Below are 22,057 nucleotides of genomic sequence, written 5' to 3' on the forward strand. Positions count from 1 at the left end.
GTGGCGCACCCCGTCTTTTCCAGTTCCGGTGACGTGACGGCCGATGTCGTGATCGTGGGCTCCGGCGTCGTCGGGGCGATGATCGCCCACCAGATGGCCGCCGCCGGGCATTCGGTCCTGGTGCTGGAGGCCGGCCTGCGGCTGAAGCGATCGGACATCGTCGAGAACTGGCGGAACATGTCGTTCCACAACCGGGTCCAATCCGATTTCCAGGGCCTGTATCCCCAGGCGCCGCTGGCCCCGGCCCCGCTCTATTTCCCGGCCAACGACTATGTCGGGCTCAGCGGCCCGGACGGGTCGGCGTTCCAGCAGGGATATCTGCGCACCGTCGGCGGCACCACGTGGCACTGGGCGGCGTCGTGCTGGCGCCACCTGCCGGTCGACTTCCAGATGAAGACCCGGTACGGCGTGGGTCGCGACTGGGCGATTTCCTACGACGACCTGGAACCCTATTACTGCCGCGCGGAAGAGGCGATGGGCGTTTCCGGCCCGCACGACCCGGACCTGCAGTCCCCGCGCGAACGCAGTCGCCCCTATCCGCGCGACATGATTCCGTTCGGCTATGCCGATCGCCGCGTCGCCGAACTGGTCAACCCGCACGGGTTCCATCTGGTACCGATCCCGCAGGGACGCAGCATCCAGCCGTTCGAGGATCGTCCGTCATGCTGCGGCAACAATAACTGCCAGCCGATCTGCCCCATCGGGGCGATGTATAACGGCATCCAGCACGTGGTGAAGGCGGAAGATGCCGGCGCGGTCGTGCTGGACCAGGCCGTCGCCTACCGGATCGACACCGACGAGGCGAACCGTATCACCGCCATTCACTGGTACGATGCGGAGCGGACGTCGCACAAGGCATCGGGGCGCATGTTCGTCCTGGCCTGCAACGGCATCGAAACGCCGCGCCTGCTGCTGCTGGCGGCCAATGCGCGCAACCCCAAAGGCATCGCCAATTCGTCCGACCAGGTCGGGCGCAACATGATGGACCATTCGGGCGTGCATGCGACGTTCCTGGCGAACGAGCCGCTCTGGTTCGGCCGCGGCCCGGCGCAGAGCAGTTGCATCGTCGGCCCGCGTGATGGCGGCTTCCGCAGCACCTATTCCGCCAACAAGATGATCCTGAACAATATCAGCCGCGTCGCGCCCGCCACGCAGCAGGCCCTGGCCCTGGGCCTGGTCGGCCAGGCGCTGGACGACGAAATCCGTCGCCGGGCGGCGCGCGGCGTGGACCTGTCGGTCAGCCTGGAGCCCTTGCCCGATCCGAACAACCGCCTGACCCTGAGCCGCACCCGGCGCGACCCGCTGGGACTGGCGTGCCCGGACATCCATTACGATGTCGGCGAGTATGTGCGCAAAGGCGCCGTGGCCGCCGCCGACCAGATTCGGCAGGTGGCCGCCCTGCTGGGCGGCAGCGAATTGCGGATCACCACCTCGTTCAATGCCAACAACCACATCATGGGTGGCGCGATCATGGGCCGCGACCCGAAGGATTCGGTGGTGGACGGTGACTGCCGTGCCCATGACCATCCGAATCTGTGGCTGCCGGGCGGCGGCGCGATGCCGTCGGCCAGCGTCGTCAACACGACGCTGAGCATGGTGGCGCTGGGCCTCAAGGCCGCCGACGCCATGCGGGCCGACCTCCAGGGGGGACGGGCATGATCGGCAGGACGGCGCGCGCCGCCGCCCTGGTCCTCGTATCGTTCGGCGGTACCGCGCTGGCGCAGGACGGGGGCGATTCCGGGGCCGGCCTGGTGGCGCGCGGCCGCTATCTGGCCACCGCCGCCGATTGTGTGGCCTGTCATACCGCCCCGAATGGCGGCCGGCCGTTCGCGGGGGGATACGGCATCGCTTCCCCGCTGGGCACGATCTATTCCTCGAACATCACCCCGTCCCGGCACGGGGGCATCGGCGGATATTCCGAGGCCCAGTTCGCCGCCGCGGTGCGTGACGGCGTCCGGGCCGACGGGGCGCACCTGTATCCGGCCATGCCGTATACGTCCTATGCCAGGATGACGGACGCCGACATCCACGCGCTGTACGCCTATTTCACCCAGGCGGTACAGCCGGTCGACGCGGTGGCGCCGCAGACGAAGCTGCCGTTCCCGTTCAACGTGCGCCTGTCCCTGTGGGGCTGGAACATGCTGTATCTGGACCGGACGCGCTTCACCCCCGATCCCGCCAGATCCGCCGAAGTCAATCGCGGTGCCTACCTGGCGGTCGCGCTGGCGCATTGCGATACCTGCCATACGCCGCGCAACGTGACGATGGCGGAAATCGGCGACAGGAACCTGGGCGGTGCCGCCCTGGGCTCATGGGTCGCGCCGAACATCACCCCCGACCCCGTCAGCGGTATCGGCACCTGGAGCGCCGACGAACTGTACCGCTACCTCAAGACCGGCGACGTGCCGGGCAAGGCGCAGGCCGCCGGTCCGATGGCCGAGGCGATCGAGCACAGTTTCCAGTATCTCGACGACGCGGACCTGAAGGCGATCGTCGCCTATGTGCGCCAGGTCCCGGCCATTCGGGATACGGCCGACCGCAAGGCGCGCGACGCGTACGGCGCGGCGTCGGACAGTGACGCCCTGGTCCGTGGCGCGGCGCCGGACACGCTGGCGCATGGCGCGCGCCTGTTTGCCGGCGACTGCGCAGCCTGCCATCGCCCGACCGGCCAGGGCAGCCAGGACGGATATTACCCGCAACTGTTCCACAACACCGCGACCGGCGCCCGCACGCCGGACAATCTGATTGCCGCGATCCTGCAGGGCGTGGACCGGACGGTGGCCGGCCGGCATGTCTACATGCCCGGCTTCTCGCACGGGTCGTATGTCGATGAACTGTCGGATCAGGATGTCGCCGATGTCAGCAATTATGTGCTGGCGCAGTTCGGCGATCCGTCGGTCCATGTCTCGGCGGCCGACGTGGCGCGGTCCCGCGCCGGCGGGGCCAGGCCGCTGCTGGCGCGGGTTGACTCATATATCGTTCCCGCCATGGTGGCTGCCCTGGCGGTCGTGCTGGCCCTGATCTGGCTGCTGGTGGCCCGCCGCCGCCCTGCCTGAAAGCAGACTTGCCTGAAAGCATACGGGGGAAACGCCATGAAACGTCGATCCGTCCTGGGTCATGCCGTGCTGGGCGGCGCCATGATGGGCAGCGGCGCGCTGGCCCTGGCCGGTCGTGCGGCGCGGGCCGCGCCGCCCGCCAGTTTCGCCACCAATACCGATCACGGCTTCAATTCGGCCGGATCGTTCGAGATCGTGGCCGAATTCGCCGATCCCGGTCCCTCGGGGATCGCCATCACCCCTGACGGGCGCATGTTCGTCGGTTTCCCCCGCCATGCCGTCAACCACACCGGCGCCACGCTGGCGGAACTGAAGGGCGGGGCGCTGGTGCCCTATCCCGACGCCGCGACCAGCCTGCCGTCCGCCCGTGCGCCGTCCGCCCGGCTGATGTCGGTGCATGGCATGACCACCGACACGCGCGGCCGGCTGTGGCTGATCGATGACGGCAAGCTGGCCGGCCAGCCCCTGCGGCCCGGCGCGGCGAAAGTGGTGGGGATCGACCCGGCGACCAACCGCATCGTCGCCAGCATCGTGCTGACCGCGCCGACCCTGCTGTCCGACAGCCACATGAACGATTTGCGGGTGGATCTGACGCATGGGGCGCAGGGAACGGCCTATGTGACCGATTCGTCGTTCGGGACCCATCCGGCCCTGGTGGTGGTCGATCTCGCCACCGGCCGCCAGCGCCGCGTCCTGGCCACCCATCCCTCGACGCAGGCCGAGCGGGGCTTCATGACGGTGGTCGAGGGGCGGCCGCTGGTGTTCGATCCGCATCATCCCACGTTCGTCTCCGGCGGGGTGGACGGCATCACGCTCAGCCCGGACAGCGCGACATTATATTATTCCCCGCTGACCAGCCGACGGCTCTACAGCCTGCCGACCGCGCTGCTCTCGGATTTTTCGAAGACCGACGCCGACCTGGCGGCCGCCGTCGCCGATCTGGGCGAAAAGGGCGTGGCCGACGGCCTGGCCACCGATCCGCAGGGCCGGATCTATACGACCAATTTCGAGCATGACGCGATCTTCCGCCGCAATCCGGACGGCACGTTCGATACGGTGGTGCGCGACCCGCGCGTGCTGTCGCCGGACGGGATCTTCGTCCATGACGGCTATGTCTATTGCACGCTCGGGCAATGGAACCGCCTGGCCAGCTTCAATGGCGGGCACGACCTGCGCGTGCCCCCCTATTTCCTGATCCGCTGCCCGACCGACGTCGCGGCGCCTCTTTCCTCGATCGGAGATGTACGGCAGAAAATCCAGCCATGATGGATATCATGTCGAACATGCTGATGCCGCTGGTGCGGCGGCTGGACCCCGAGGACGCGCATCGCCTCGGCCTGAACGCGCTCCTGCTCGGCCTGGGGGGCGGCAGCGGGTCGGGCCAGGACGATCCGGCGCTGGCGGTGCGGGCGCTGGGCCTGCGCTTTCCCAATCCGATCGGCATCGCCGCCGGGTTCGACAAGAACGCGCTGGTGGTCCGGCCGCTGGCCCGGATCGGTTTCGGCTTTGTCGAAGCCGGAACCGTGACCCCCCGGCCGCAGCCCGGCAACCCGCGCCCGCGCCTGTTCCGCCTGGACGAAGACCGCGCGATCATCAACCGCATGGGCTTCAACAACCAGGGGATCGACCGCTTCGCGGTGCGGCTGGCCCGACTGCATCGGGTCTCGCCCGCCGGCCGGCATGCTGGGGCGCGGGTGCCGGTCGGGGCCAATCTGGGCATCAACAAGTTCGGCGCGGACCCCGAGCGCGATTATCCCCGCCTGGTCGGGCGGGTGAAGCACTATGCCGATTACGTGGTGCTGAACCTGTCGTCGCCCAACACGCCGGGCCTGCGCGACCTGCAGGAGGCCTCGCGCCTGGGCGCGCTGCTGCAGGCGATCGGCGAGGCCCATCCCGACCGGCCGCCGCTGCTGGTCAAGCTGTCGCCCGACCTGGCACGCGACGATATCGGCCCGATCGTCGAGGCCGCGATCGCGGGCGGGGCGCAGGGGCTGATCGTGACCAATACCACCATCTCGCGCCCCGCCGGGCTGCGCAGCCCCCATGCGGGCGAGGCCGGCGGCCTGTCGGGCCGTCCGTTGCGCCCGCTGGCGGCCGATATCTTCCGCGCGGTCGCGCAGGTCGCCGCCGGCCGTCTGGCACTGGTGGCCTGCGGCGGGATCGAAACCGGGGCCGACATCGTGGACCGGGTGCGCGCCGGGGCCGACCTGGTGCAGCTCTACAGCGCGTTTGCCTATGAAGGCCCGGGGATCGTGCGCCGGCTGAAGCGCGAGACCGTGCGGGTCCTCAACGCCGAAGGGTTCGAAACCCTGGCGGATGCGAAGGGAACCGCATGATGGACAGCCTGGACGGCTTCGCCCCGCTGGCCGGGCGGTATGACGGGTTCATCGTCGATCTGTGGGGCGTCGTGCATGACGGCGTCAGCCCGTATCCCGGCGCAGCCGATTGCCTGGCGCGCCTGCGCGACCTGGGGCGGCGGGTGATCCTGCTGTCCAACGCGCCGCGCCGGGTCGATGTGGTGCGCGAGGGCCTGCGCGCCATGGGGGTGGCGGACGACCTGTATGACGGGGTGATGACCAGCGGCGAATATACGCGCGGCCTGCTGTCCGCGCGGACCGACCCGTGGTTCGCCGGTCTGGGGCGGCGCATGCTGCATCTTGGCGCGCCCAAGGATTACAACCTGTTCGAGGGGCTGGACCTGGAGCGGGTGGACAGCCCCGCCGACGCCGACTTCATCCTCAATACCGGCCCGGATCAGGACCGGGGCGAGAACGATCCCGCGCCCTACCTGTCCATCCTGGCCGAATGCGCCGCGCGCGGCCTGAAGATGGTCTGCGCCAATCCGGACATGGAGGTCATTCGCGGCGGCCAGCGCCTGATCTGTGCCGGGCTGCTGGCCAGCCTGTATGCGCAGAAAGGATGTGCCGTCCGCTGGATCGGCAAGCCCTATCCCGAAATCTACGCCCCGGTGCTGGAGATGCTGGGCCTGCCGCGCGGGCGGGTGCTGGCGGTGGGCGACGCGCTGGGCACCGACATGCGCGGGGCGAAGGGGGCCGGGGTGGACGGGTGCTGGGTCCTGGGCGGCATCCATCAGGAAATGATCGGTGACGACATGGCCCTCGCCCGGGCCGAAGCCACGTCGGCAGGGCTGGCACCCGTCGCCACCGTCCCCACCTTTCGCTGGTAGGGCAGGAGCCGCCCGAAAGCGGCTCGATCACAACGGATACTCTCAGGGGCTGGCGTGGGCCGCCACCTGATGGTCCAGCGCGTGCAGCAGTGCGTCCACGCTGCCGTTATGCCGCGCGATGAACGAGGCATAATCCTGCCGCTGCGTCAGGCGCAGGCTGGTGCCTTCGCCCACCACATCCACCACCTTGGGCTGGCCGCTGCTGCTGCTGACGATCCACTGGGTGTTGGCGGCCGGCTGTTCGGGGCGGTTGATGACGGTATCCACCGCCTGGTCGGCGCCGACCATCGAGGTGCCGTTGATGGTGAAGGTCACGCCGCGATAATCGCCGATCTTGTCGGTGATGGCGTTCAGCAGGACCTGATGGAACAGGGCCAGGTAGCGGGACTGCTGTTCGGGCGTGGCGACGCGCCAGTAGCGGCCCAGGCAGTACCGGCCGATCGCATCCATGTCCACATGCGCCTGCAGCAGCGGCAGGATGGCCACCTTCTTTTCGGACAGCGAGCGGTTGGAATTGACGATCGCGATCAACCGGAGGCCGAAATCGTTGACGAAGGCGCGGGCGCTGGCGGAACGAGACCCAGCGCATGACGACGGGTAAGGGCTGTCTTCATCTCTGCGTCTCCTTCTTAATTGTACCAGTCGGGCACGGTGGCCCGGCGGTCGTGGCTGATGGTGTCGGCCAGGGCCTTGCGCTGCTGCTGATAGGCGCTGCGGATGGTGGCGTAGGGGTCCAGCGCGTCCTTCTGCAACTGGTCCAGCGCGTCCAGATGGTCGGCCCTGGCGTTGATCATGCCCATGATGTTGTAGGCCCAGTTGAACGTCAGCAGGCCGTAGCCGCTGGGCACATAGTTCCACGGCGACAGGCCGACATCGATGCCGTAGCCGATCCCGTCGCGGAACGAGGACGGGCCCATCATCGGCAGGAACAGATAGGGGCCCGACGGCACGCCCCATGTCGCCAGCGTCAGCCCCGCATCGTCGTCGTGATGGGGGTAGCCGGCATATTTCGCGACATCGATCAGCCCGCCGATGCCGGCGACCATGTTGATGCACCACCGCACGAAGGCATCACCCGCGCGGCGGGGCTTGCCGGCGCCGACATCGGTGAAGAACACCACGGGCTCGTTCATCGTCTGGGACATGTTGCCCATCGACTGCCGCACGCGATAGGGCACGGCCCAGACATACGCCTGTGCGACCGGACGCAGGGAGTATTTGTCCAGCTTCATGGTGATGTCGTAGAACTTGCGGTTCATCGACTCATACGGATCGTTGGCCTCGCGATATTCGGCCAGTTCGTCCGGGTCCTTGGGCGGCGGGGCCGCGCAGCCCGCCAGCGTGGCCAGCACCAGGCCGGATACTCCCAGGCCGGCGATCAGGCGGGCGACCAGGCGCGGACGGCGGGCAGAGGCGGATGACCGGGACGGTGAAAAGATCGATCCTGTCATTGCGCGCATACTCGTATCCGTTTCCCTGGTCTGCCGTTCCCGAAAGGCCAACGCATCGGGACGCCAATGGATGTCGCGGACTGCCCGTGCGTCTTCCGCAAGGGTTCTCTCTAGCATGCGTTGCGGCTTGTGCAATCCGCCGCATGACCGATCGGTCATGCGTTATCGCGACCTGGCGCCCCCCGTCCGGGCCCGCAACGGGGATTCGGGCGCTTGCCTCCGACGAGAACTCTGGTCCACTGTGGCGCAAAATCCACAATGCCAAGAGGAACAGAATGCTCAGAATCTCCCCGACCCGTCTTGCCACGTCGCTGCTGGCGGCCACGGCCCTGGTGTCCGCTACCCTGGCATCCGCCACGCCCGTCCGGGCGGCCGATGCCCCGGTCGCGCTGGCCCGGGCCGGCTTCGGCACGATGGCGGACGGCAAGCCGGTCGAGATTCTGACCCTGCGCAACGCCCATGGTGTCTCGGTGCGCTTCATCACCTATGGTGGCATCATCACCGCGATCGACACGCCCGACCGGACCGGCCACACCGACGATATCGTCCTCGGCTTTCCCGACCTGCAGGGCTATACGGTGGACAGCGCCCAGGGCGGCCTGTTCTTCGGCGCCATGATCGGCCGCTACGCCAACCGGATCGCGCGCGGCACCTTCACCCTGGACGGCGCGACGTATCACGTTCCCGTGACGGCGCCGCCGAATGCGCTGCATGGCGGCACCAGGGGCTTCGACAAGCATCTGTGGACCGTCGACGGCACCGCCACGGACGCCCATTCGGCCAGCGCCACGCTGTCGCTGACCAGCCCGGATGGGGACCAGGGCTTCCCCGGCACGCTGAAGGTCAGCGTGACCTACACGCTGGACGACCAGGACCGGCTGACGCTGCATTATCGCGCGACGACCGACAAGCCGACGGTGCTGAACCTGACCAACCACAGCTACTTCAACCTGGGCGGCGAGGGATCGGGCTCGATCGAGGATGAAATCCTGCAGATCAACGCCGATCACTTCACCCCCACCGACCCGACGGCGATTCCCACCGGGGACATTGCGCCGGTGGCCGGCACGCCGCTGGATTTCCGCAAGCCGATGCGGATCGGCGTGCATCTGCGCGATTCCTATCCGCAACTGATGTTCGCGCGCGGCTACGACCATAACTGGGTCGTCAACGGCCCGGCCGGCGCCGCACCCCGTCCGGCCGCCCATATCGTGGACCCCCGGACCGGCCGCACGATGGACGTCCTGACGTCGCAGCCCGGCCTGCAGGTCTATACGTCGAACTCGCTGGATGGGGCCTATGCCGGGGTGTCGCATCGCGCCTACCGCCAGACCGACGCGATCGCGTTCGAGGCCGAGCATTATCCCGATTCGCCCAACCATCCGTCCTTCCCCACCACCACGCTGCGCCCGGGCGAGACGTTCGATTACACGACGATCTTCCATTTCGGCGTGCAGCCGGCCGCACCCCGTCACGGACAGTGATGGATCAGGGGCGCTGATGGAGGGGGGCGCCGATCCCTCCGGGGTGCGCGTCGCGTCCCTGCACGTCTATTCCGTCAAGTCGCTGGGCGGGGTGACGGTGCCGGACGGCTGGCTGGGTCCCTGCGGGCTGGAGGACGACCGGCGCTGGCTGGTCACCGACCCCGACGGCGGTTTCCTGACCCAGCGGCAGGTCGCGCGCATGGCGCTGGTCGCGGTGACGCGGCGGCCGGGCGGCCTGGTCCTGTCGTTGCCCAGGGAAGGCACGGGGCAGGGTACGGGGCAGGGCGGGCTGGACGTCGCGATTCCCCCGGCGGATGGCCGCCGGGTAACGGTTCGGGTCTGGCGTGACAGCGTGCCGGCCGTCGATGCCGGCGACGGGGCGGCGGCGTGGCTGACCGCCGCATTGGGGCGTCCGTGCCGGCTGGCCTATCTGCATGATACCGGGGCGCGGCCGGCCGATCCGGCCTATGCCCCCGCGGGGTCCACGGTCGGGTTCGCGGACGGCTTCGCCGTGCTGGTGGCGACCGGCGCATCGCTGGCCGCCCTGAATGCCGAACTGCCCGCCCCGGTGCCCATGGACCGTTTCCGGCCCAACCTGGTGCTGGCCGGCGTGCCCGCCTGGGCCGAAGATACATGGCGCCTGATCGCGGTGGGGCCGGCGCTGCTGCGCATCGTCAAGCCGTGCTCGCGCTGCGTCATCACCACCATCGACCAGGCGACGGCCTCGGTGCCCGACCCGCGCGAACCGCTGCGCACGCTGGGCCGGCTGCGGCGGGCGAAGGGCGGGGTGATGTTCGGCCAGAACGCCGCCGTCGTGCGGCCCGGCCGCATCGCCGTGGGCGATGCGGTCACGGTGCTGGAACGCGGCCCGTCGAACCTGCTGCCGGAATAGCCCGTCAGGGACGGAGACGGGGGCCGATTTCCGGCAGCATGGCCACCAGTTCGCTCACCTCGCGCTTCGACAGGCCGCTGGCCTGAAGGTCGACCTCCTGCCCCGCCAGGACCGCGCGCAGCGCGCGCAGCGCTGGGCCGGACAGCAGGGCGGCTTCCTGCATGTAGTCGCGGAAGGCCTCGAAGGTGTGCGGCACCCAGCGTTCTACCAGGCCCAGGATCGCGTCGGCATAGGCACGGATCTCGTACTGGGCGTGCGCGTCCGCCCGCAGGCGCAGGAAATGCAGCAGGTTCCACAGATTGATCTGCCAGTAGAACTGCGTCATCACGTTCACCGGCAGGGTCATGCGCGCCAGTTCGCGCGCCACCACCGGGCGGTCGGGGTCGATCACGTTCCCGGCCTCGTCCTGGTTCAGCATTTCCAGATAATGGTCGTAGCACCGCCCCGCGTCCTCGCGCAGCAGGTCCAGCACGTGCTGCGCGGCCTCGGGGGGCAGGGTCTCGCCGCGCCCCTGCTTGTTGCTGGCGGACTGGCGGGCGATGTCCTCGGGGCGGGGGAAGTAGAATTCCTTCTCCAGCACCGAATAGCGCGCGGAATATTCGTTGATGCTGGCGGTGCGGTGGCGGAACCATTGCCGGGTCACGAAGATGGGCGCGCGGACATGGAACTTGGCCACCGCCAGCTCGAACGGGCTGGTATGCCGGTTGCGCATCAGGTAGCGGATCAGCCCCCGGTCGTCGGACGTGCTGCGCGTGCCCTTGCCGTAGGAGACACGGGCCCCCTGCACGATGGCGGCGTCCCCGCCCATGTAATCGACCAGGCGCACGAATCCGGTCTCCAGCACCGGGACGGGCGCGTACAGCGCCTCCTCGGCCGCCGGCACGACCGTGCGGCGCGTCTCGGCCCAGGCGGCGCGGGCGGCGTCGATTTCCGATTTCTGGTCCGTTGAAAACATCGCTGCGTCCCCGCCTCTGTCGCTGTGCCGATCGGTGTATGCCAAGCGGCGCGCATAACACGAAACGGCGGGGGCCGCGACCGCCGCGACGACCGCCGGGCCGGCGCGGGGTGCTTGCCAAAAGCGGCCGCTGACCCTATATCCCGTGATGCCGGAGGGGCTTGCTCCTTGGCTATGGCGATAAACGGCACGTGGAATAAGTGTAGTGGACCCGGGGGCAGTACCCGGCGTCTCCACCAGACACTCCCCGCGACGCCCCTTCGGGGCAGGGGAGCATGGGGACGAAACAGGCTCGACACGCATGGTAAAGACCTGCCTTTTGCCCGGCATTGTACCGCCGTTATCGGGCTAACTCACAAGTGCCAACGATAACTCTGAGGTGCTCGCTGTCGCTGCATAAGTGACAAGCGCGGTTCGGGAGGGCACCGGGCAACAGAAGCCCTCCCACTCCGCGGCGGTTTCAAAAGCCCCGCTGCTGGCGATCCGACGCGCGTTTCCTGCGCTCCGATGCTCACGGCCGACAAGGCCGCTCCGCTTCGGTGCTCGAAAACACACGCCGGGCGCGGCCCTTAGGGCCGCTCTCGCTCGGCAGACCGGCTTTCAAGCCAGCCTGAGAAGAGTGATCGTCCCCGGCGCCCGAAGCTGGTAGCATGCCCGCTTCGTGAAGCTGGTCTGCTGGCACGCCTCTTGTTCGCCGGCACGGTTTGACGCATGGCTGGTGCTGTGGCACGGCGTGGCGCGATCCAGCAAGGCCACCAGGGTCCGGCTGCCCGACCGAGGGCGACCGGACGGTACGGAGAGACCCGCATGTCCGACGATAACGACGAGGAAATCGGCTTCGACGCCGCGATTCCCGACAGCCTCCTTCCCTATGATTCGTGGATCGAGGACGCGTATCGCACGGTCATGCTGCGCGCCCTGGAACTGGTCGGGCGCGAGGGCCTGCCCGAGGGGCATCATTTCTACATCACCTATCTGACCAACTGGCCCGGGGTGGAACTGCCCGCCCGGCTGCGCGCCCAGTACCCGCACGAGATCACCATCGTGCTGCAGCATCAGTTCTGGGACCTGAAGGTGGACGAGGCCTCGCGGACCGTATCGGTCGGCCTGTCCTTCGGTGGCGTCGGATCGACCCTGGTCATCCCCATCGACGCCATCACCGCCTTCGCCGACCCGCATATCCGGCTCGCGCTGCGCTTCACCCCGCCCGAGCTTGCCTCCGAGGACGAGGAGCCGGACGGTGCCGAGGCGCCCGACGCGGCCCCGGCGGATACGGAAGCCCGGGCCGAAGAGTCGTCGTCACAAGTGGTCAGCCTTGCCGCCTTTCGGAAGAAGGGACCCAGCCAGGGCTGAACCGCCCACCATCCGGGGGCCCGGATGCGGCCGGGCACCCCGTGAACCGCCCCCACCCGGAAGCAATCCGGGGGAGACAGGCACAGGGAGAACGTCCGAAGTGAATGCGTCATCCACCCCCCCCAAACCACCCCTCAAGCCGTTCGTCTACGGCCCGCTCTTTCCGGGCCATGACGACGATACGCCCTGGAAGAAGCTGGAGATCGAGGGCGTGCACACCACCGTGTGCGACGGCCGCACCGTTCTGCATGTCAGGCCCGAGGCACTGAGCGAACTGGCCGCCCGGGGCTTCCACGACATCGCCCACCTGCTGCGTCCGGGGCACCTGGCGCAGCTGGCCAAGATCCTGAAGGACCCCGAGGCCTCGGACAATGACCGGTTCGTGGCGCTGGACCTGCTGAAGAACGCCTGCATCGCGGCGGGCGGCGTGCTGCCGATGTGCCAGGATACCGGCACCGCCATCGTCTACGGCAAGAAGGGCCAGCGCGTCTGGGTCGACGGGAACGAGGAGGAAGCGTTCTCGCGCGGGGTGTACGACACCTATACCCGCACCAGCCTGCGCTATTCGCAGATGGCGCCGCTGTCGATGTTCGAGGAAGTGAACACCGGCACCAACCTGCCGGTGCAGTTCCATATCTCGGCATCGCCCGGCGACTACCATTCCGAACAGATGGATTTGATGTTCGTCGCCAAGGGCGGCGGGTCGGCCAACAAGACCTTCCTGTTTCAGGAAACCCGCGCCCTGCTGTCCAGCAAGGAAGACCTGCTGAAATGGCTGGCCGTCAAGGTGCGCACGCTGGGCACCTCGGCCTGCCCGCCCTATCACCTGGCCGTGGTGATCGGCGGCATGTCGGCCGAACAGACCCTGGAAACGGTGAAGCTGGCCTCGACGCACTGGCTGGACACCCTGCCCACGCAGGGAAGCCCGCTGGGCCATGCCTTCCGCGACCTGGAGATGGAGCAGGAGGTCCTGAAGCTGACCCAGTCCCTGGGAATCGGCGCGCAGTTCGGCGGCAAGTATTTCTGCCATGACGTGCGCGTGGTGCGCCTGCCGCGCCACGGGGCGTCGCTGCCGGTGGGGATCGGCGTGTCCTGCTCGGCCGACCGGCAGATCAAGGCGCGCGTCACCGCCGACGGGTTCTTCCTGGAACAGCTCGAAACCGACCCCGCGCGCTTCCTGCCCGAGACGACGGACGAGCATCTGGGCGGCGAGGTGGTGCAGGTGGACCTGAACCAGCCGATGACCGAAATCCGCGCGCAATTGTCGCGTTATCCGGTCCGCACGCGCCTGTCGCTGACCGGCACCATGGTCGTGGCGCGCGACATCGCCCACGCCAAGTTCCGCGAGCGGCTGGAACGCGGCGAGGGGCTGCCGCAATACCTGAAGGACCATCCCGTCTATTATGCCGGCCCGGCCAAGACGCCCGACGGGCTGCCGACCGGCTCGTTCGGTCCCACCACGGCCGGTCGCATGGACAGCTATGTCGCCATGCTGCAGGAAGCCGGCGGGTCGTTCGTCATGCTGGCCAAGGGCAACCGGTCCAAGGCGGTGCGCGACGCCTGCCATGAATATGGCGGCTTCTATCTCGGCTCGGTCGGCGGGCCCGCGGCCCGGCTGGCCAAGGACTGCATCCGCAAGGTCGAGGTCCTGGAATATCCGGAACTGGGCATGGAAGCGGTGTGGAAGATCGAGGTGGAGAATTTCCCCGCCTTCATCGTCATCGACGATAAGGGTAATGATTTCTACGAAGGCCTGACGGGCTGAGGCGGGGCGATTCGCCCCGTCACCCCTGGGTCAAGGGAGACCTCCGTTCCATGCGCTTTACCGTCGATCGGCTGGACCATGTCGTCATCACCGTCCGTGACCTGGAGGTCTCGGCGTCCTGGTACCAGCGGGTGTTGGGCATGGAGCGCGAGGAATATGGCCGCAACAACCGTACGGCGCTGAAGTTCGGCGGCCAGAAGATCAACCTCCGTCCCCATGGGGCGGAGGGCTGGTCCACCGCGACCGACGCGCTGCCCGGCACCAACGACCTGTGCTTCATCACCGCCGTGGCCAGCGACGACGTAGTGGAACATCTGCAGGGATGCGGCGTGACGGTGACCGAGGGCCCGGTCGCCCGGCTGGGCGCGCTGGGCCCCGTGACCTCGGTCTATTGCGAGGACCCGGACGGCAATCTGGTCGAGATCGCCTCCTACCAGGGATAGCGCATGCCCGATGTCAGTCCGATCGCGCCGGCGGTTGACGACCCGACGCGGTATCCTCACCCCAACGACCGTCCGCTGGCGGGCGAACCCCATCCCGACCGGCTGGTGCATCCGCGGCTCTATGCCTGCGAATGCGCGGGCACCGTGCTGCTGATGGTGTTCGGCGTGGCCACCAACGTGCTGCTGGGGGCGGCCGGCAGCCCGCTGGGGCGGGTGCTGGCGGATTATCCGGCCCTGCAGGTCGCGCTGCAGGGGCTGTTCTTCGGCATGGGCGGGTCAATCGCGGCGCTGTCGCCGTTCGGCCGGGTCAGCGGCGGGCATGTCAGCCCGTCGGTCTCGCTGGCCTTCACGCTGGTCGGGCGGCTGGCCTGGCGGGACATGCTGGGCTATATGGCGGCGCAGATGGTGGGCGCGGTGCTGGGCACCGGGCTGGTGGCGCTGGGCGGCCTGGCCTGGCCGCGCTTCGGGGCGTGGTCGCACGCCACCCATTTCGCCGCGACCGTGCCCTACGACCTGGTGCCGCTGTGGTGGGCCTTCACCGGCGAGGCCTGTGCCACCGCCCTGCTGATCACCGCGCTGCTCTATACCGGCGGCCACGCCAGCCTGCGCTGGGCCACGCCGCTGCTGGCCGGGCCGCTGTTCTTCATGCTGAACCCGTTCGAGGCCTGGCTGTCGGGTGACAGCACCAACCTGGCGCGCAGCCTGGGCCCGGCGCTGTTTTCCGACCAGTGGCGGGGGTTCTGGATCTATGGCGTGGCCCCGTTCGCAGGCGTCGCCGCGACCGTGCTGATGATCCGCCTGCAGGTCTTTGGCGAGGTCCACCTGCACGAAGCGCGGCTGGCGCATTTCGGCCACCACGGCCGGGCGCCGTTTTTGCTGCCCTGGCGGAGGCGGCGTTCGTCTTAGGACGCGGGTGCGGGTCAAGGCCGCGCTGTCAGGGGCGGGGAAGGTCCCTGTAGAACGATATTCCGCTGATGCGTTTTTTCTTGATTTCGTACATGGCCTGATCGGCTTTTTTCATCAGGATGTTCTGGGTGTCGCCGTCGGAAGGGAAAAGGGAGATGCCGATGCTGCAGCCGACTGTCAGGGGCATGCTTTCAATCTCGCTCGGCTGGCAGAGCAGGTCGCGCAGTTCCTGGGCGCAGGTCTGAAGACCTTCCATATTGTCATAGGGGCATAGCGCGACGAATTCGTCGCCGCCCAGCCTGGCGATGAAGATGTCGCGGTGGCGGAAATGGTTTCCCAGATTTTTTCCCATGGTACGGAGGACTTCATCACCGCAGAGATGGCCGTACTGATCGTTGATATCCTTGAAATTGTTCAGATCGACGATCAGGCATCCGATGGTCCGGTTCCGGTGTTTCGCGTTCTTCAGGATGTCGGGAAACTGCTCGTCGAGACAGTTCCGGTTCGCCAGGCCAGTCAACCTGTCGGTGGTGGCCATGCTTTTCAGGTGGGACAGGACCTTTTTGGTTCCATAATAATCAAGAAAATACCCCAGAATGCTGGACCACAGCAAAACAAAAGACAATCCAAGCAAGACAACTCCAAGGATGTCGGTTGCGTTGTGAACATTCCTTGTCGGGCATCCATGAAGTGAGTGAATGGAGTTCTTGTTGATGATGTGGCTTAAAACGATCCCGAGGCCGAATACGAAACCGGCGATGTAGTTCGAATACGGAAATCTGCGATCTATTACTTTCAAGGAGAGGAAAACGCCCGCCATCACGATGGCGAAGGAAGCAAGGCAATGCACGATCGATACGGACATGTTTTCCGACCCGACGGTACGAAGCATGGCCGTGAAATGGATGGTCCAGAGGGTCGTTCCAAAGGGAATTGGCAACAACGCCTTCAATATTTTCCGGTGCCTTGTTTCCCCATTGTTCTGACGCAGAGCGCATGCCACCCCAAAGGACAGAAAAGATGCCAGGAGTGCCAGGACTTCGAGAACTATAAAGTCGGTCTGCGAAAAGACATGTTCCATGCGTCAGTTATTTCTTGCTCGACTTGAGGGCTCCGTTGTTTAGGATACGGAGCCAGCATGCAGCCATGCCACCAGTGGCTGTCCAAGAAGGTCGGGGTCGTATCCCGGCTTACGCGTCCTTGCCGAATACCGCCGTCAGGCTGGCCGACCCCAGGGAATGGCTATGGAGGAAGAAGCCCACCATCGCCCCGGATGCGTCGGACGGCACGCTGAGCGATTCGGTGTCCAGCGCATGCACGGTGAAGATGTAGCGATGGGCGGGGCCGGGCGGGGGCGCGGCGCCGCCATAGCTGTTGCCGCCGAAATCGGTGCGGGTCATGAACGCGCCCGCCGGCAGGTCGGCATCGCCCGACCCGGCCCCGGCGGGCAGGCTGGTGACGGTGGCGGGAATATTGACCACCACCCAGTGCCACCAGCCCGATCCGGTCGGGGCGTCGGGATCATACAGCGTGATGGCGAAGCTGCGCGTGCCCTCGGGCGCGCCGCTCCAGGCCAGGGGCGGCGACACGTTGCCGCCGCGATAGCCCATGCCGTCGAAGACCTGCGCATCCGGCAGGCGGCCGCCCTCGGTGAAGGCGCGGCTGGTCAATGTGAATGTCATGGGGTCGTGTCCATCCTGTTTTCAGGCTTTCTACCAGTTCTTGCTGACCAGCCAGAACTCCTCGGACGTCAGGGTCACGACGCCGCCGCCGGCGGGGGATTCGGCGGCTGCCTCGGACAGGGCGGCGATGCGCTGGACCATCAGCGTCTTGCGCATGTGGGCCTCGGACGTTTCGGGATTGGCCTCCAGCACGCTCAGCGCGACCTTGCAGGCCCGGGCGACGCGTGCGGCGTCGAGTGCGGCATAGGACATCTGTTTCGCTCCGTTCCATGATCGGGGCCACGGGGCCCTTATCGGGTTTGCTCCATTTTGACGGGTGGCGCGGCACCTGTCCAACGGGGCCTGTCCGGCGGGGCCGCGTGAGATGCTGGCCACGCGGCCCGGGATTCCGTAAACGGGGCATCCGATGACCGACCTTGCCTCCGATTTCGATTTCGACCTGCCGCCCGCGCTGATCGCCGAGCATCCGGCGCGGCCGCGCGATTCCGCGCGGCTGCTGGACATTCCGGCCGCCGGCCCGTTCCATGACCGCATCGTGCGCGACCTGCCGTCGCTGCTGCGGCCCGGCGACCTGCTGGTGGCCAACGATACGGCGGTCATCCCGGCGCAACTGGACGCCCGCCGGGGCGAGGCACGGATCGGCATCACGCTGGACCGCATCCTGCCGGACGGGACATGGCATGCGCTGGCCCGCAACGCCCGCAGGCTGCGGGCCGGCGACGTGCTGACCTTTCCGGGCACGCCCAATACCGCCGCCGTCATCTCGCGCGATGACGAGGGCGGGGTGGTCCTGCGCTTCGATACCGAGGGTGCGGCCTTCGACGCCTTCCTGCAGGCGGCGGGCGTCCTGGCGCTGCCGCCCTATATCGCACGGCCCTTCGGCCCGACCGAACAGGACCGCGTCGATTACGCCACCATCTTCTCGGCCCATCGCGGCGCGGTGGCGGCCCCTACGGCGGGGCTGCATTTCACGCCGGACCTGCTGGCGGCGCTGGACGCGGCGGGGGTGGGGCGGTGTACCCTCACCCTGCATGTCGGGGCCGGGACGTTCCTGCCCGTGCGGGGGGACAGCATCGCCGCCCACCGCATGCATGCCGAACGCGGCGTGATCACGGCCGAGACCGCCGATGCGATCAACGCGGCGCGCCGGGCGGGCGGGCGCATCGTCGCGGTCGGCACGACGTCGCTGCGCCTGCTGGAAAGCGCCGCCGATCCGGACGGCACGATCCGCCCCTTCGACGGCGACACCGCGATCTTCATCCGCCCGGGCTACCGCTTCCGGGCGGTGGACGTGCTGATGACCAATTTCCATCTGCCGCGCTCGACCCTGTTCATGCTGGTCTGCGCGTTTGCCGGATATGACAGGATGCGTGACGCCTACGCCCATGCCGTCGCCGACGGCTACCGGTTCTATTCCTACGGCGATGCCTGCCTGCTGCATCGCGCGCCGGTCGCCGGGGAGCAGGGACTATGAGCACCGCATTCCGCTGGGTGGAACAGGCCCGGGTGGGCCGGGCGCGGGCGGGGCACCTGCATACCGCACACGGCGTGGTCCCCACCCCCACCTTCATGCCCGTGGGCACCGTGGGCACCGTCAAGGCGATGACGATGGATTCCGTGCGCTCCACGGGGGCGGGCATCGTGCTGGGCAACACCTATCACCTGATGCTGCGTCCGGGGGCGGAGAAGGTCCGCGCCCTGGGCGGCCTGCACCGCTTCATGGATTGGCCGGGGCCGATCCTGACCGATTCCGGCGGGTTCCAGGTCATGTCGCTGGGCGCGTTGCGCAAGCTGGACCAGGACGGGGTGACGTTCAATTCGCACATCGACGGGTCCAAGCACCGGCTGACGCCCGAACGATCGACCGACATCCAGCATGCGCTGGATGCCACCATCACCATGTGCTTCGACGAATGCCCGGCCCTGCCGGCACCGCCCGAGACGATCGCGCAATCCATGCGGCTGTCCATGCGCTGGGCCGCCCGCTGCCGCGAAGCCTTCGTGCCGCGCGCGGGCTATGCCCAATACGGCATCATCCAGGGCGGGACCGAACCCGAATTGCGGGCCGAGAGCGTGCGCGCCCTGACCGGGATCGGCTTCGAAGGCTACGCCATCGGCGGCTTGGCGGTGGGCGAGGGGCAGGAGCTGATGTACGCGACGCTGGATGCGACCGTGCCGCTGATCCCGCACGACAGCCCGCGCTACCTGATGGGGGTCGGCACGCCGGACGACCTGCTGGGGGCGGTCGAACGCGGGGTGGATATGTTCGACTGCGTCATGCCCACCCGGGCGGGACGCACCGCCCGCGCCTATACCGAACGCGGCACGCTGAACCTGCGCAACGCCCGCCATGCCGACGATACCCGTCCGCTTTCGCCCCATTGCGACTGCTTGGCCTGCACGCGGCACAGCCGGGCCTATCTGCACCACCTGTTCCGTGCGAACGAAATCCTGGGTCCGATGCTGCTGACCTGGCACAATCTGGCCTATTACCAGCGGCTGATGCGCGGCATGCGCGGCGCGATCGTCGCGGGCACGCTGGGTGCCCACGCCGCCGGATTGCGCGCCGAATGGGCCATGGAAGACTGGACGCCCGACGAGATGCCGCCCCCCGACCTTCCCCCGGTCCCGTGATGGAGGGCGGCCTGCCGCCCGGAAGAGCTGCCATCCTGCGCGATGCGATTCGCGACAGGGCCCTGGCGCTGGGGTTCGATGCGGTGGGCTTCTGCGAGGCCGCGCTGGGGGACGAGGCCCGGGCGCGGCTGGCCGATTTCCTGGCGGCCGGGCATCACGGGTCCATGGGCTGGCTGGCCGAGCGGTCGGCGCAGCGCGGCGACCCGCGCGCCTTGTGGCCCGAGGCGCGCAGCGTGATCGCGCTGGGCCTGTCCTACGCGCCCGGCACGGACGCGCTGGCCACCGTGGGCCGGGCGGATCGGGGCAATATCTCGGTCTATGCGCGCAATCGCGACTATCACGATGTGGTCAAGGGCATGCTGAAGCATGTGGCGCAGTTCGTAGTGGCCGAGGGCGCGCGCGCGGGCGCCGCGACCGGGGTCAAGGTTTTCGTCGATACCGCCCCGGTGCTGGAAAAGCCGCTGGCCGAACGGGCGGGCCTGGGCTGGCAGGGCAAGCACACCAACCTGGTGTCCCGCCGTCACGGAAGCTGGCTGCTTCTGGGTGAAATCTATACGACCCTGGCCCTGCCGCGCACCGACCCGTCGGGCGGGGGGTGCGGCACTTGCCGCCGCTGCCTGGACGCATGCCCGACCAACGCGTTCCCCGAACCCTACCGGATGGATGCGCGGCGGTGCATTTCCTACCTGACGATCGAAAATCCCGGCCCGATCCCGCTGGAATTCCGGGCGGCGATGGGCAACCGGATCTATGGTTGCGATGATTGCCTGGCCGTATGCCCGTGGAACCGCTTCGCCACCGCGTCGCGGCAGATGAAGCTGCAGGCCCGCGACGACCTGACGGCGCCTCGGTTGGGGGCGCTGGCCCGGCTGGACGATGCGGCGTTTCGCGCCCTGTTCTCCGGTTCGCCGGTCAAGCGGATCGGCCGCGACCGCTTCGTGCGTAATGTGCTGGTCGCCATCGGCAATTCGGGGCTGGCGGCCCTGCGCCCGGTGGCGCAGGATCTGTGCGGCGATCCCGACCCGGTGGTGGCCGAGGCCGCGCGTTGGGCCGTGGAACGGTTGCCGTCATGACGGGCGACCGGATCCTGGTCAAGCGTAGCCTGGTCCTGTCCGGCCATCGCACCAGCGTGGCGCTGGAGCCCGAATTCTGGTCGGCTCTGGAGGAGATGGCCCGGGCGCGCGGCCTTGGCGTCGCCGCCCTGATCGGCGGAATCGACGCCACCCGCGATCCGGCGCGGCCGCTGGCATCCGCGTTGCGCGTGGCTGCGTTGCAGGAGGCGCGGGGACGCGGGACGGAAGGCGGCGATTTGGGGTGAGCGCCTGGCGGGTGCTATAAAATGGAAAAGTGAAGCCGTGTGCGCCGCTCGCGGCCATCTGGTTTGGAGATCAGGGCGGGAAGAATGGCGATCTGGGGCAAACTGTTCGGGGGCGTGGCGGGGTTCGCGGTGGGCGGGCCCCTGGGGGCCGTCGTGGGTGCGGCCCTGGGGCATGCGGCCGATAACGGGTCGATCCTGGAAACGCCGGTCGGCGGCTGGACGGACCGCTGGGGCCCGCGCATGAACGCCGATCCGAACGGGGCCGCGACCTTCGTGGCTGCCAAGCTGGCCGCGGTGATGGGCAAGCGCGACCAGCTGTACGGGTTGGTGATGGTGGTGCTGTCCGCCAAGGTCGCCAAATGCGACGGACCGGTGAATCGCGCCGAGATCGACGCCTTCAAGCGCCGTTTCCAGGTCCCGCAGGAAAACGCGAAGGATGTCGGCCGCCTGTTCGACCAGGCGCGGCAGCGGGTGGACGATTTCGAATCCTTCGCGGGCGAGCTGGGGCGCGCCTTCCACGACCGCCCCGACATGCTGGAGGAAGGCCTGGCCGCCCTGTTCCTCATCGCCCGCGCGGACCTGCCGGCGGGCGAGACGCTGCACCCGAAGGAGGTGAAGTTCCTGCGCCGGGTGCATCAGGCCTTCGGGCTCAGCCCGGGGGCATGGGACCGTGCCGAATCCGGCGGCGCGCGCCCCGGCGTGAACGAGGTCGATGCCTATGCCGTCCTCGGCCTGGCGCGCAGCGCCTCCGATGTCGAGGTCCGCGCGGCCTGGCGCGAACTGGTGCGCGAACATCACCCCGATGCGATGGCCGCGCGCGGCGCCAGCGCGGCGGCGCTGGCAGCGGCGGCCGAACGGATCGCGCGGATCAACGCCGCCTGGGACCGGATCAAGCGCGACCGCAAGTTGTAGGGGTGCCGGGCAGCGGCCC

General features: G+C 68.2%; 22 protein-coding genes and 1 other RNA gene. 17 read left to right on the top strand and 6 right to left on the bottom strand.

Going from position 1 to position 22,057, the window contains the following annotated elements; all coding sequences use genetic code 11:
- From GDI_RS04070 to GDI_RS04090, 5 genes are read left to right on the top strand one after another with little or no spacing between them, the layout of a single operon-like run.
- Nucleotides 1-1,659 (top strand): GMC family oxidoreductase, encoded by a 1,659-nt coding sequence (locus tag GDI_RS04070; RefSeq protein ID WP_012223641.1) that lies wholly within the window; start codon nucleotides 1-3, stop codon nucleotides 1,657-1,659.
- A complete protein-coding gene (locus GDI_RS04075) occupies nucleotides 1,656-3,056 on the top strand; it encodes a c-type cytochrome (RefSeq protein ID WP_012223642.1) in 1,401 nt (466 codons plus the stop codon). Before GDI_RS04070 ends, GDI_RS04075 begins: the two co-directional genes overlap by 4 nt.
- Before the next feature lie 36 nt (nucleotides 3,057-3,092).
- Nucleotides 3,093-4,322 (top strand): L-dopachrome tautomerase-related protein, encoded by a 1,230-nt coding sequence (locus GDI_RS04080; protein ID WP_012223643.1) that lies wholly within the window; start codon nucleotides 3,093-3,095, stop codon nucleotides 4,320-4,322.
- On the top strand, nucleotides 4,322-5,392 hold the full coding sequence (locus tag GDI_RS04085) for a quinone-dependent dihydroorotate dehydrogenase (protein ID WP_173363396.1): 1,071 nt from the start codon (nucleotides 4,322-4,324) through the stop codon (nucleotides 5,390-5,392). Before GDI_RS04080 ends, GDI_RS04085 begins: the two co-directional genes overlap by 1 nt.
- Nucleotides 5,389-6,243: a TIGR01459 family HAD-type hydrolase gene (locus GDI_RS04090; protein ID WP_012223645.1), complete on the top strand. Its 855-nt coding sequence runs from the start codon at nucleotides 5,389-5,391 to the stop codon at nucleotides 6,241-6,243. The genes GDI_RS04085 and GDI_RS04090 overlap by 4 nt, the downstream gene beginning before the upstream one ends.
- Nucleotides 6,244-6,285: 42 nt before the next feature.
- Here GDI_RS04090 and GDI_RS04095 read toward each other — a convergent pair whose 3' ends face one another.
- Complete coding sequence (locus tag GDI_RS04095; protein ID WP_050935109.1) at nucleotides 6,286-6,885, bottom strand: MlaC/ttg2D family ABC transporter substrate-binding protein; 600 nt, start codon at nucleotides 6,883-6,885, stop codon at nucleotides 6,286-6,288.
- Complete coding sequence (locus tag GDI_RS04100; RefSeq protein WP_012553620.1) at nucleotides 6,873-7,694, bottom strand: MlaA family lipoprotein; 822 nt, start codon at nucleotides 7,692-7,694, stop codon at nucleotides 6,873-6,875. Before GDI_RS04100 ends, GDI_RS04095 begins: the two co-directional genes overlap by 13 nt.
- 275 nt (nucleotides 7,695-7,969) lie before the next feature.
- Here GDI_RS04100 and GDI_RS04105 point away from each other — a divergent pair, with 275 nt between their 5' ends.
- Nucleotides 7,970-9,178 carry an aldose epimerase family protein gene (locus GDI_RS04105; protein WP_012223648.1) on the top strand — a complete coding sequence of 403 codons (1,209 nt, stop codon included), beginning with the start codon at nucleotides 7,970-7,972 and terminating at the stop codon, nucleotides 9,176-9,178.
- Nucleotides 9,179-9,194: 16 nt separating this feature from the next.
- Entirely contained in the window at nucleotides 9,195-10,070 is an 876-nt protein-coding gene (locus tag GDI_RS04110; protein ID WP_012223649.1) for an MOSC domain-containing protein, read from the top strand.
- Between the two features lie 4 nt (nucleotides 10,071-10,074).
- Here the strand turns inward: GDI_RS04110 and thyX are convergent, their stop codons facing one another.
- On the bottom strand, nucleotides 10,075-11,025 hold the full coding sequence (gene thyX / locus GDI_RS04115; RefSeq protein ID WP_012223650.1) for an FAD-dependent thymidylate synthase: 951 nt from the start codon (nucleotides 11,023-11,025) through the stop codon (nucleotides 10,075-10,077).
- Between the two features lie 110 nt (nucleotides 11,026-11,135).
- Here thyX and ssrA point away from each other — a divergent pair.
- The 5 genes from ssrA to GDI_RS04135 all read left to right on the top strand — a co-directional run bounded on the left by ssrA (nucleotide 11,136) and on the right by GDI_RS04135 (nucleotide 15,492).
- Nucleotides 11,136-11,474, top strand: a transfer-messenger RNA (tmRNA) gene (gene ssrA / locus GDI_RS18855).
- A gap of 358 nt (nucleotides 11,475-11,832) precedes the next feature.
- Nucleotides 11,833-12,378 (top strand): SspB family protein, encoded by a 546-nt coding sequence (locus tag GDI_RS04120; RefSeq protein WP_012223651.1) that lies wholly within the window; start codon nucleotides 11,833-11,835, stop codon nucleotides 12,376-12,378.
- A gap of 100 nt (nucleotides 12,379-12,478) precedes the next feature.
- The gene (locus tag GDI_RS04125) at nucleotides 12,479-14,143 is read left to right on the top strand and encodes a fumarate hydratase (RefSeq protein ID WP_012223652.1); all 1,665 of its coding nucleotides are present in this window, start codon (nucleotides 12,479-12,481) and stop codon (nucleotides 14,141-14,143) included.
- A gap of 50 nt (nucleotides 14,144-14,193) precedes the next feature.
- Nucleotides 14,194-14,586, top strand: a complete 393-nt coding sequence (locus tag GDI_RS04130) for a VOC family protein (RefSeq protein ID WP_012223653.1) — start codon at nucleotides 14,194-14,196, stop codon at nucleotides 14,584-14,586.
- Between the two features lie 3 nt (nucleotides 14,587-14,589).
- Nucleotides 14,590-15,492, top strand: a complete 903-nt coding sequence (locus tag GDI_RS04135; RefSeq protein ID WP_012223654.1) for an MIP/aquaporin family protein — start codon at nucleotides 14,590-14,592, stop codon at nucleotides 15,490-15,492.
- A 28-nt stretch (nucleotides 15,493-15,520) separates the two neighbouring features.
- Here the strand turns inward: GDI_RS04135 and GDI_RS04140 are convergent, their stop codons facing one another.
- The 3 genes from GDI_RS04140 to GDI_RS04150 form a co-directional block, all read right to left on the bottom strand.
- The gene (locus GDI_RS04140; RefSeq protein ID WP_012223655.1) at nucleotides 15,521-16,573 is read right to left on the bottom strand and encodes a GGDEF domain-containing protein; all 1,053 of its coding nucleotides are present in this window, start codon (nucleotides 16,571-16,573) and stop codon (nucleotides 15,521-15,523) included.
- A 109-nt stretch (nucleotides 16,574-16,682) separates the two neighbouring features.
- Nucleotides 16,683-17,174, bottom strand: coding sequence for a kinase inhibitor (locus GDI_RS04145; protein ID WP_012223656.1), 492 nt, complete (start codon nucleotides 17,172-17,174; stop codon nucleotides 16,683-16,685).
- A gap of 30 nt (nucleotides 17,175-17,204) precedes the next feature.
- A complete protein-coding gene (locus GDI_RS04150; protein WP_012223661.1) occupies nucleotides 17,205-17,426 on the bottom strand; it encodes a hypothetical protein in 222 nt (73 codons plus the stop codon).
- Between the two features lie 154 nt (nucleotides 17,427-17,580).
- On the opposite strand from GDI_RS04150, the gene queA reads away from it, so the two are divergent.
- The 5 genes from queA (at nucleotide 17,581) to GDI_RS04175 (ending at nucleotide 22,038) form a co-directional block, all read left to right on the top strand.
- Nucleotides 17,581-18,648 (top strand): tRNA preQ1(34) S-adenosylmethionine ribosyltransferase-isomerase QueA, encoded by a 1,068-nt coding sequence (queA, locus tag GDI_RS04155; RefSeq protein ID WP_012223662.1) that lies wholly within the window; start codon nucleotides 17,581-17,583, stop codon nucleotides 18,646-18,648.
- Complete coding sequence (gene tgt, locus GDI_RS04160; protein WP_012223664.1) at nucleotides 18,645-19,808, top strand: tRNA guanosine(34) transglycosylase Tgt; 1,164 nt, start codon at nucleotides 18,645-18,647, stop codon at nucleotides 19,806-19,808. Before queA ends, tgt begins: the two co-directional genes overlap by 4 nt.
- Nucleotides 19,808-20,881, top strand: coding sequence for a tRNA epoxyqueuosine(34) reductase QueG (gene queG / locus GDI_RS04165; RefSeq protein ID WP_012223666.1), 1,074 nt, complete (start codon nucleotides 19,808-19,810; stop codon nucleotides 20,879-20,881). Before tgt ends, queG begins: the two co-directional genes overlap by 1 nt.
- Complete coding sequence (locus GDI_RS04170) at nucleotides 20,878-21,126, top strand: ribbon-helix-helix domain-containing protein (RefSeq protein ID WP_012223668.1); 249 nt, start codon at nucleotides 20,878-20,880, stop codon at nucleotides 21,124-21,126. Before queG ends, GDI_RS04170 begins: the two co-directional genes overlap by 4 nt.
- A gap of 84 nt (nucleotides 21,127-21,210) precedes the next feature.
- Nucleotides 21,211-22,038, top strand: a complete 828-nt coding sequence (locus GDI_RS04175; protein WP_012553614.1) for a TerB family tellurite resistance protein — start codon at nucleotides 21,211-21,213, stop codon at nucleotides 22,036-22,038.
- The last annotated feature ends 19 nt before the right edge of the window (nucleotides 22,039-22,057 follow it).

Source organism: Gluconacetobacter diazotrophicus PA1 5, from assembly GCF_000067045.1.
Lineage (GTDB): Bacteria > Pseudomonadota > Alphaproteobacteria > Acetobacterales > Acetobacteraceae > Gluconacetobacter > Gluconacetobacter diazotrophicus.

Excerpts from the sequence above, each read along its gene's own strand:
- GDI_RS04075 (WP_012223642.1), top strand. The coding sequence starts at position 1,656 with ATGATCGGCAGGACGGCGCGCGCCGCCGCCCTGGTCCTCGTATCGTTC.
- GDI_RS04080 (WP_012223643.1), top strand. The coding sequence starts at position 3,093 with ATGAAACGTCGATCCGTCCTGGGTCATGCCGTGCTGGGCGGCGCCATG.
- GDI_RS04085 (WP_173363396.1), top strand. The coding sequence starts at position 4,322 with ATGGATATCATGTCGAACATGCTGATGCCGCTGGTGCGGCGGCTGGAC.
- GDI_RS04090 (WP_012223645.1), top strand. The coding sequence starts at position 5,389 with ATGATGGACAGCCTGGACGGCTTCGCCCCGCTGGCCGGGCGGTATGAC.
- GDI_RS04100 (WP_012553620.1), bottom strand. The coding sequence starts at position 7,694 with ATGACAGGATCGATCTTTTCACCGTCCCGGTCATCCGCCTCTGCCCGC.
- GDI_RS04105 (WP_012223648.1), top strand. The coding sequence starts at position 7,970 with ATGCTCAGAATCTCCCCGACCCGTCTTGCCACGTCGCTGCTGGCGGCC.
- GDI_RS04110 (WP_012223649.1), top strand. The coding sequence starts at position 9,195 with ATGGAGGGGGGCGCCGATCCCTCCGGGGTGCGCGTCGCGTCCCTGCAC.
- thyX (WP_012223650.1), bottom strand. The coding sequence starts at position 11,025 with ATGTTTTCAACGGACCAGAAATCGGAAATCGACGCCGCCCGCGCCGCC.
- GDI_RS04120 (WP_012223651.1), top strand. The coding sequence starts at position 11,833 with ATGTCCGACGATAACGACGAGGAAATCGGCTTCGACGCCGCGATTCCC.
- GDI_RS04130 (WP_012223653.1), top strand. The coding sequence starts at position 14,194 with ATGCGCTTTACCGTCGATCGGCTGGACCATGTCGTCATCACCGTCCGT.
- GDI_RS04135 (WP_012223654.1), top strand. The coding sequence starts at position 14,590 with ATGCCCGATGTCAGTCCGATCGCGCCGGCGGTTGACGACCCGACGCGG.
- GDI_RS04140 (WP_012223655.1), bottom strand. The coding sequence starts at position 16,573 with ATGGAACATGTCTTTTCGCAGACCGACTTTATAGTTCTCGAAGTCCTG.
- GDI_RS04145 (WP_012223656.1), bottom strand. The coding sequence starts at position 17,174 with ATGACATTCACATTGACCAGCCGCGCCTTCACCGAGGGCGGCCGCCTG.
- GDI_RS04150 (WP_012223661.1), bottom strand. The coding sequence starts at position 17,426 with ATGTCCTATGCCGCACTCGACGCCGCACGCGTCGCCCGGGCCTGCAAG.
- queA (WP_012223662.1), top strand. The coding sequence starts at position 17,581 with ATGACCGACCTTGCCTCCGATTTCGATTTCGACCTGCCGCCCGCGCTG.
- tgt (WP_012223664.1), top strand. The coding sequence starts at position 18,645 with ATGAGCACCGCATTCCGCTGGGTGGAACAGGCCCGGGTGGGCCGGGCG.
- queG (WP_012223666.1), top strand. The coding sequence starts at position 19,808 with ATGGAGGGCGGCCTGCCGCCCGGAAGAGCTGCCATCCTGCGCGATGCG.
- GDI_RS04170 (WP_012223668.1), top strand. The coding sequence starts at position 20,878 with ATGACGGGCGACCGGATCCTGGTCAAGCGTAGCCTGGTCCTGTCCGGC.
- GDI_RS04175 (WP_012553614.1), top strand. The coding sequence starts at position 21,211 with ATGGCGATCTGGGGCAAACTGTTCGGGGGCGTGGCGGGGTTCGCGGTG.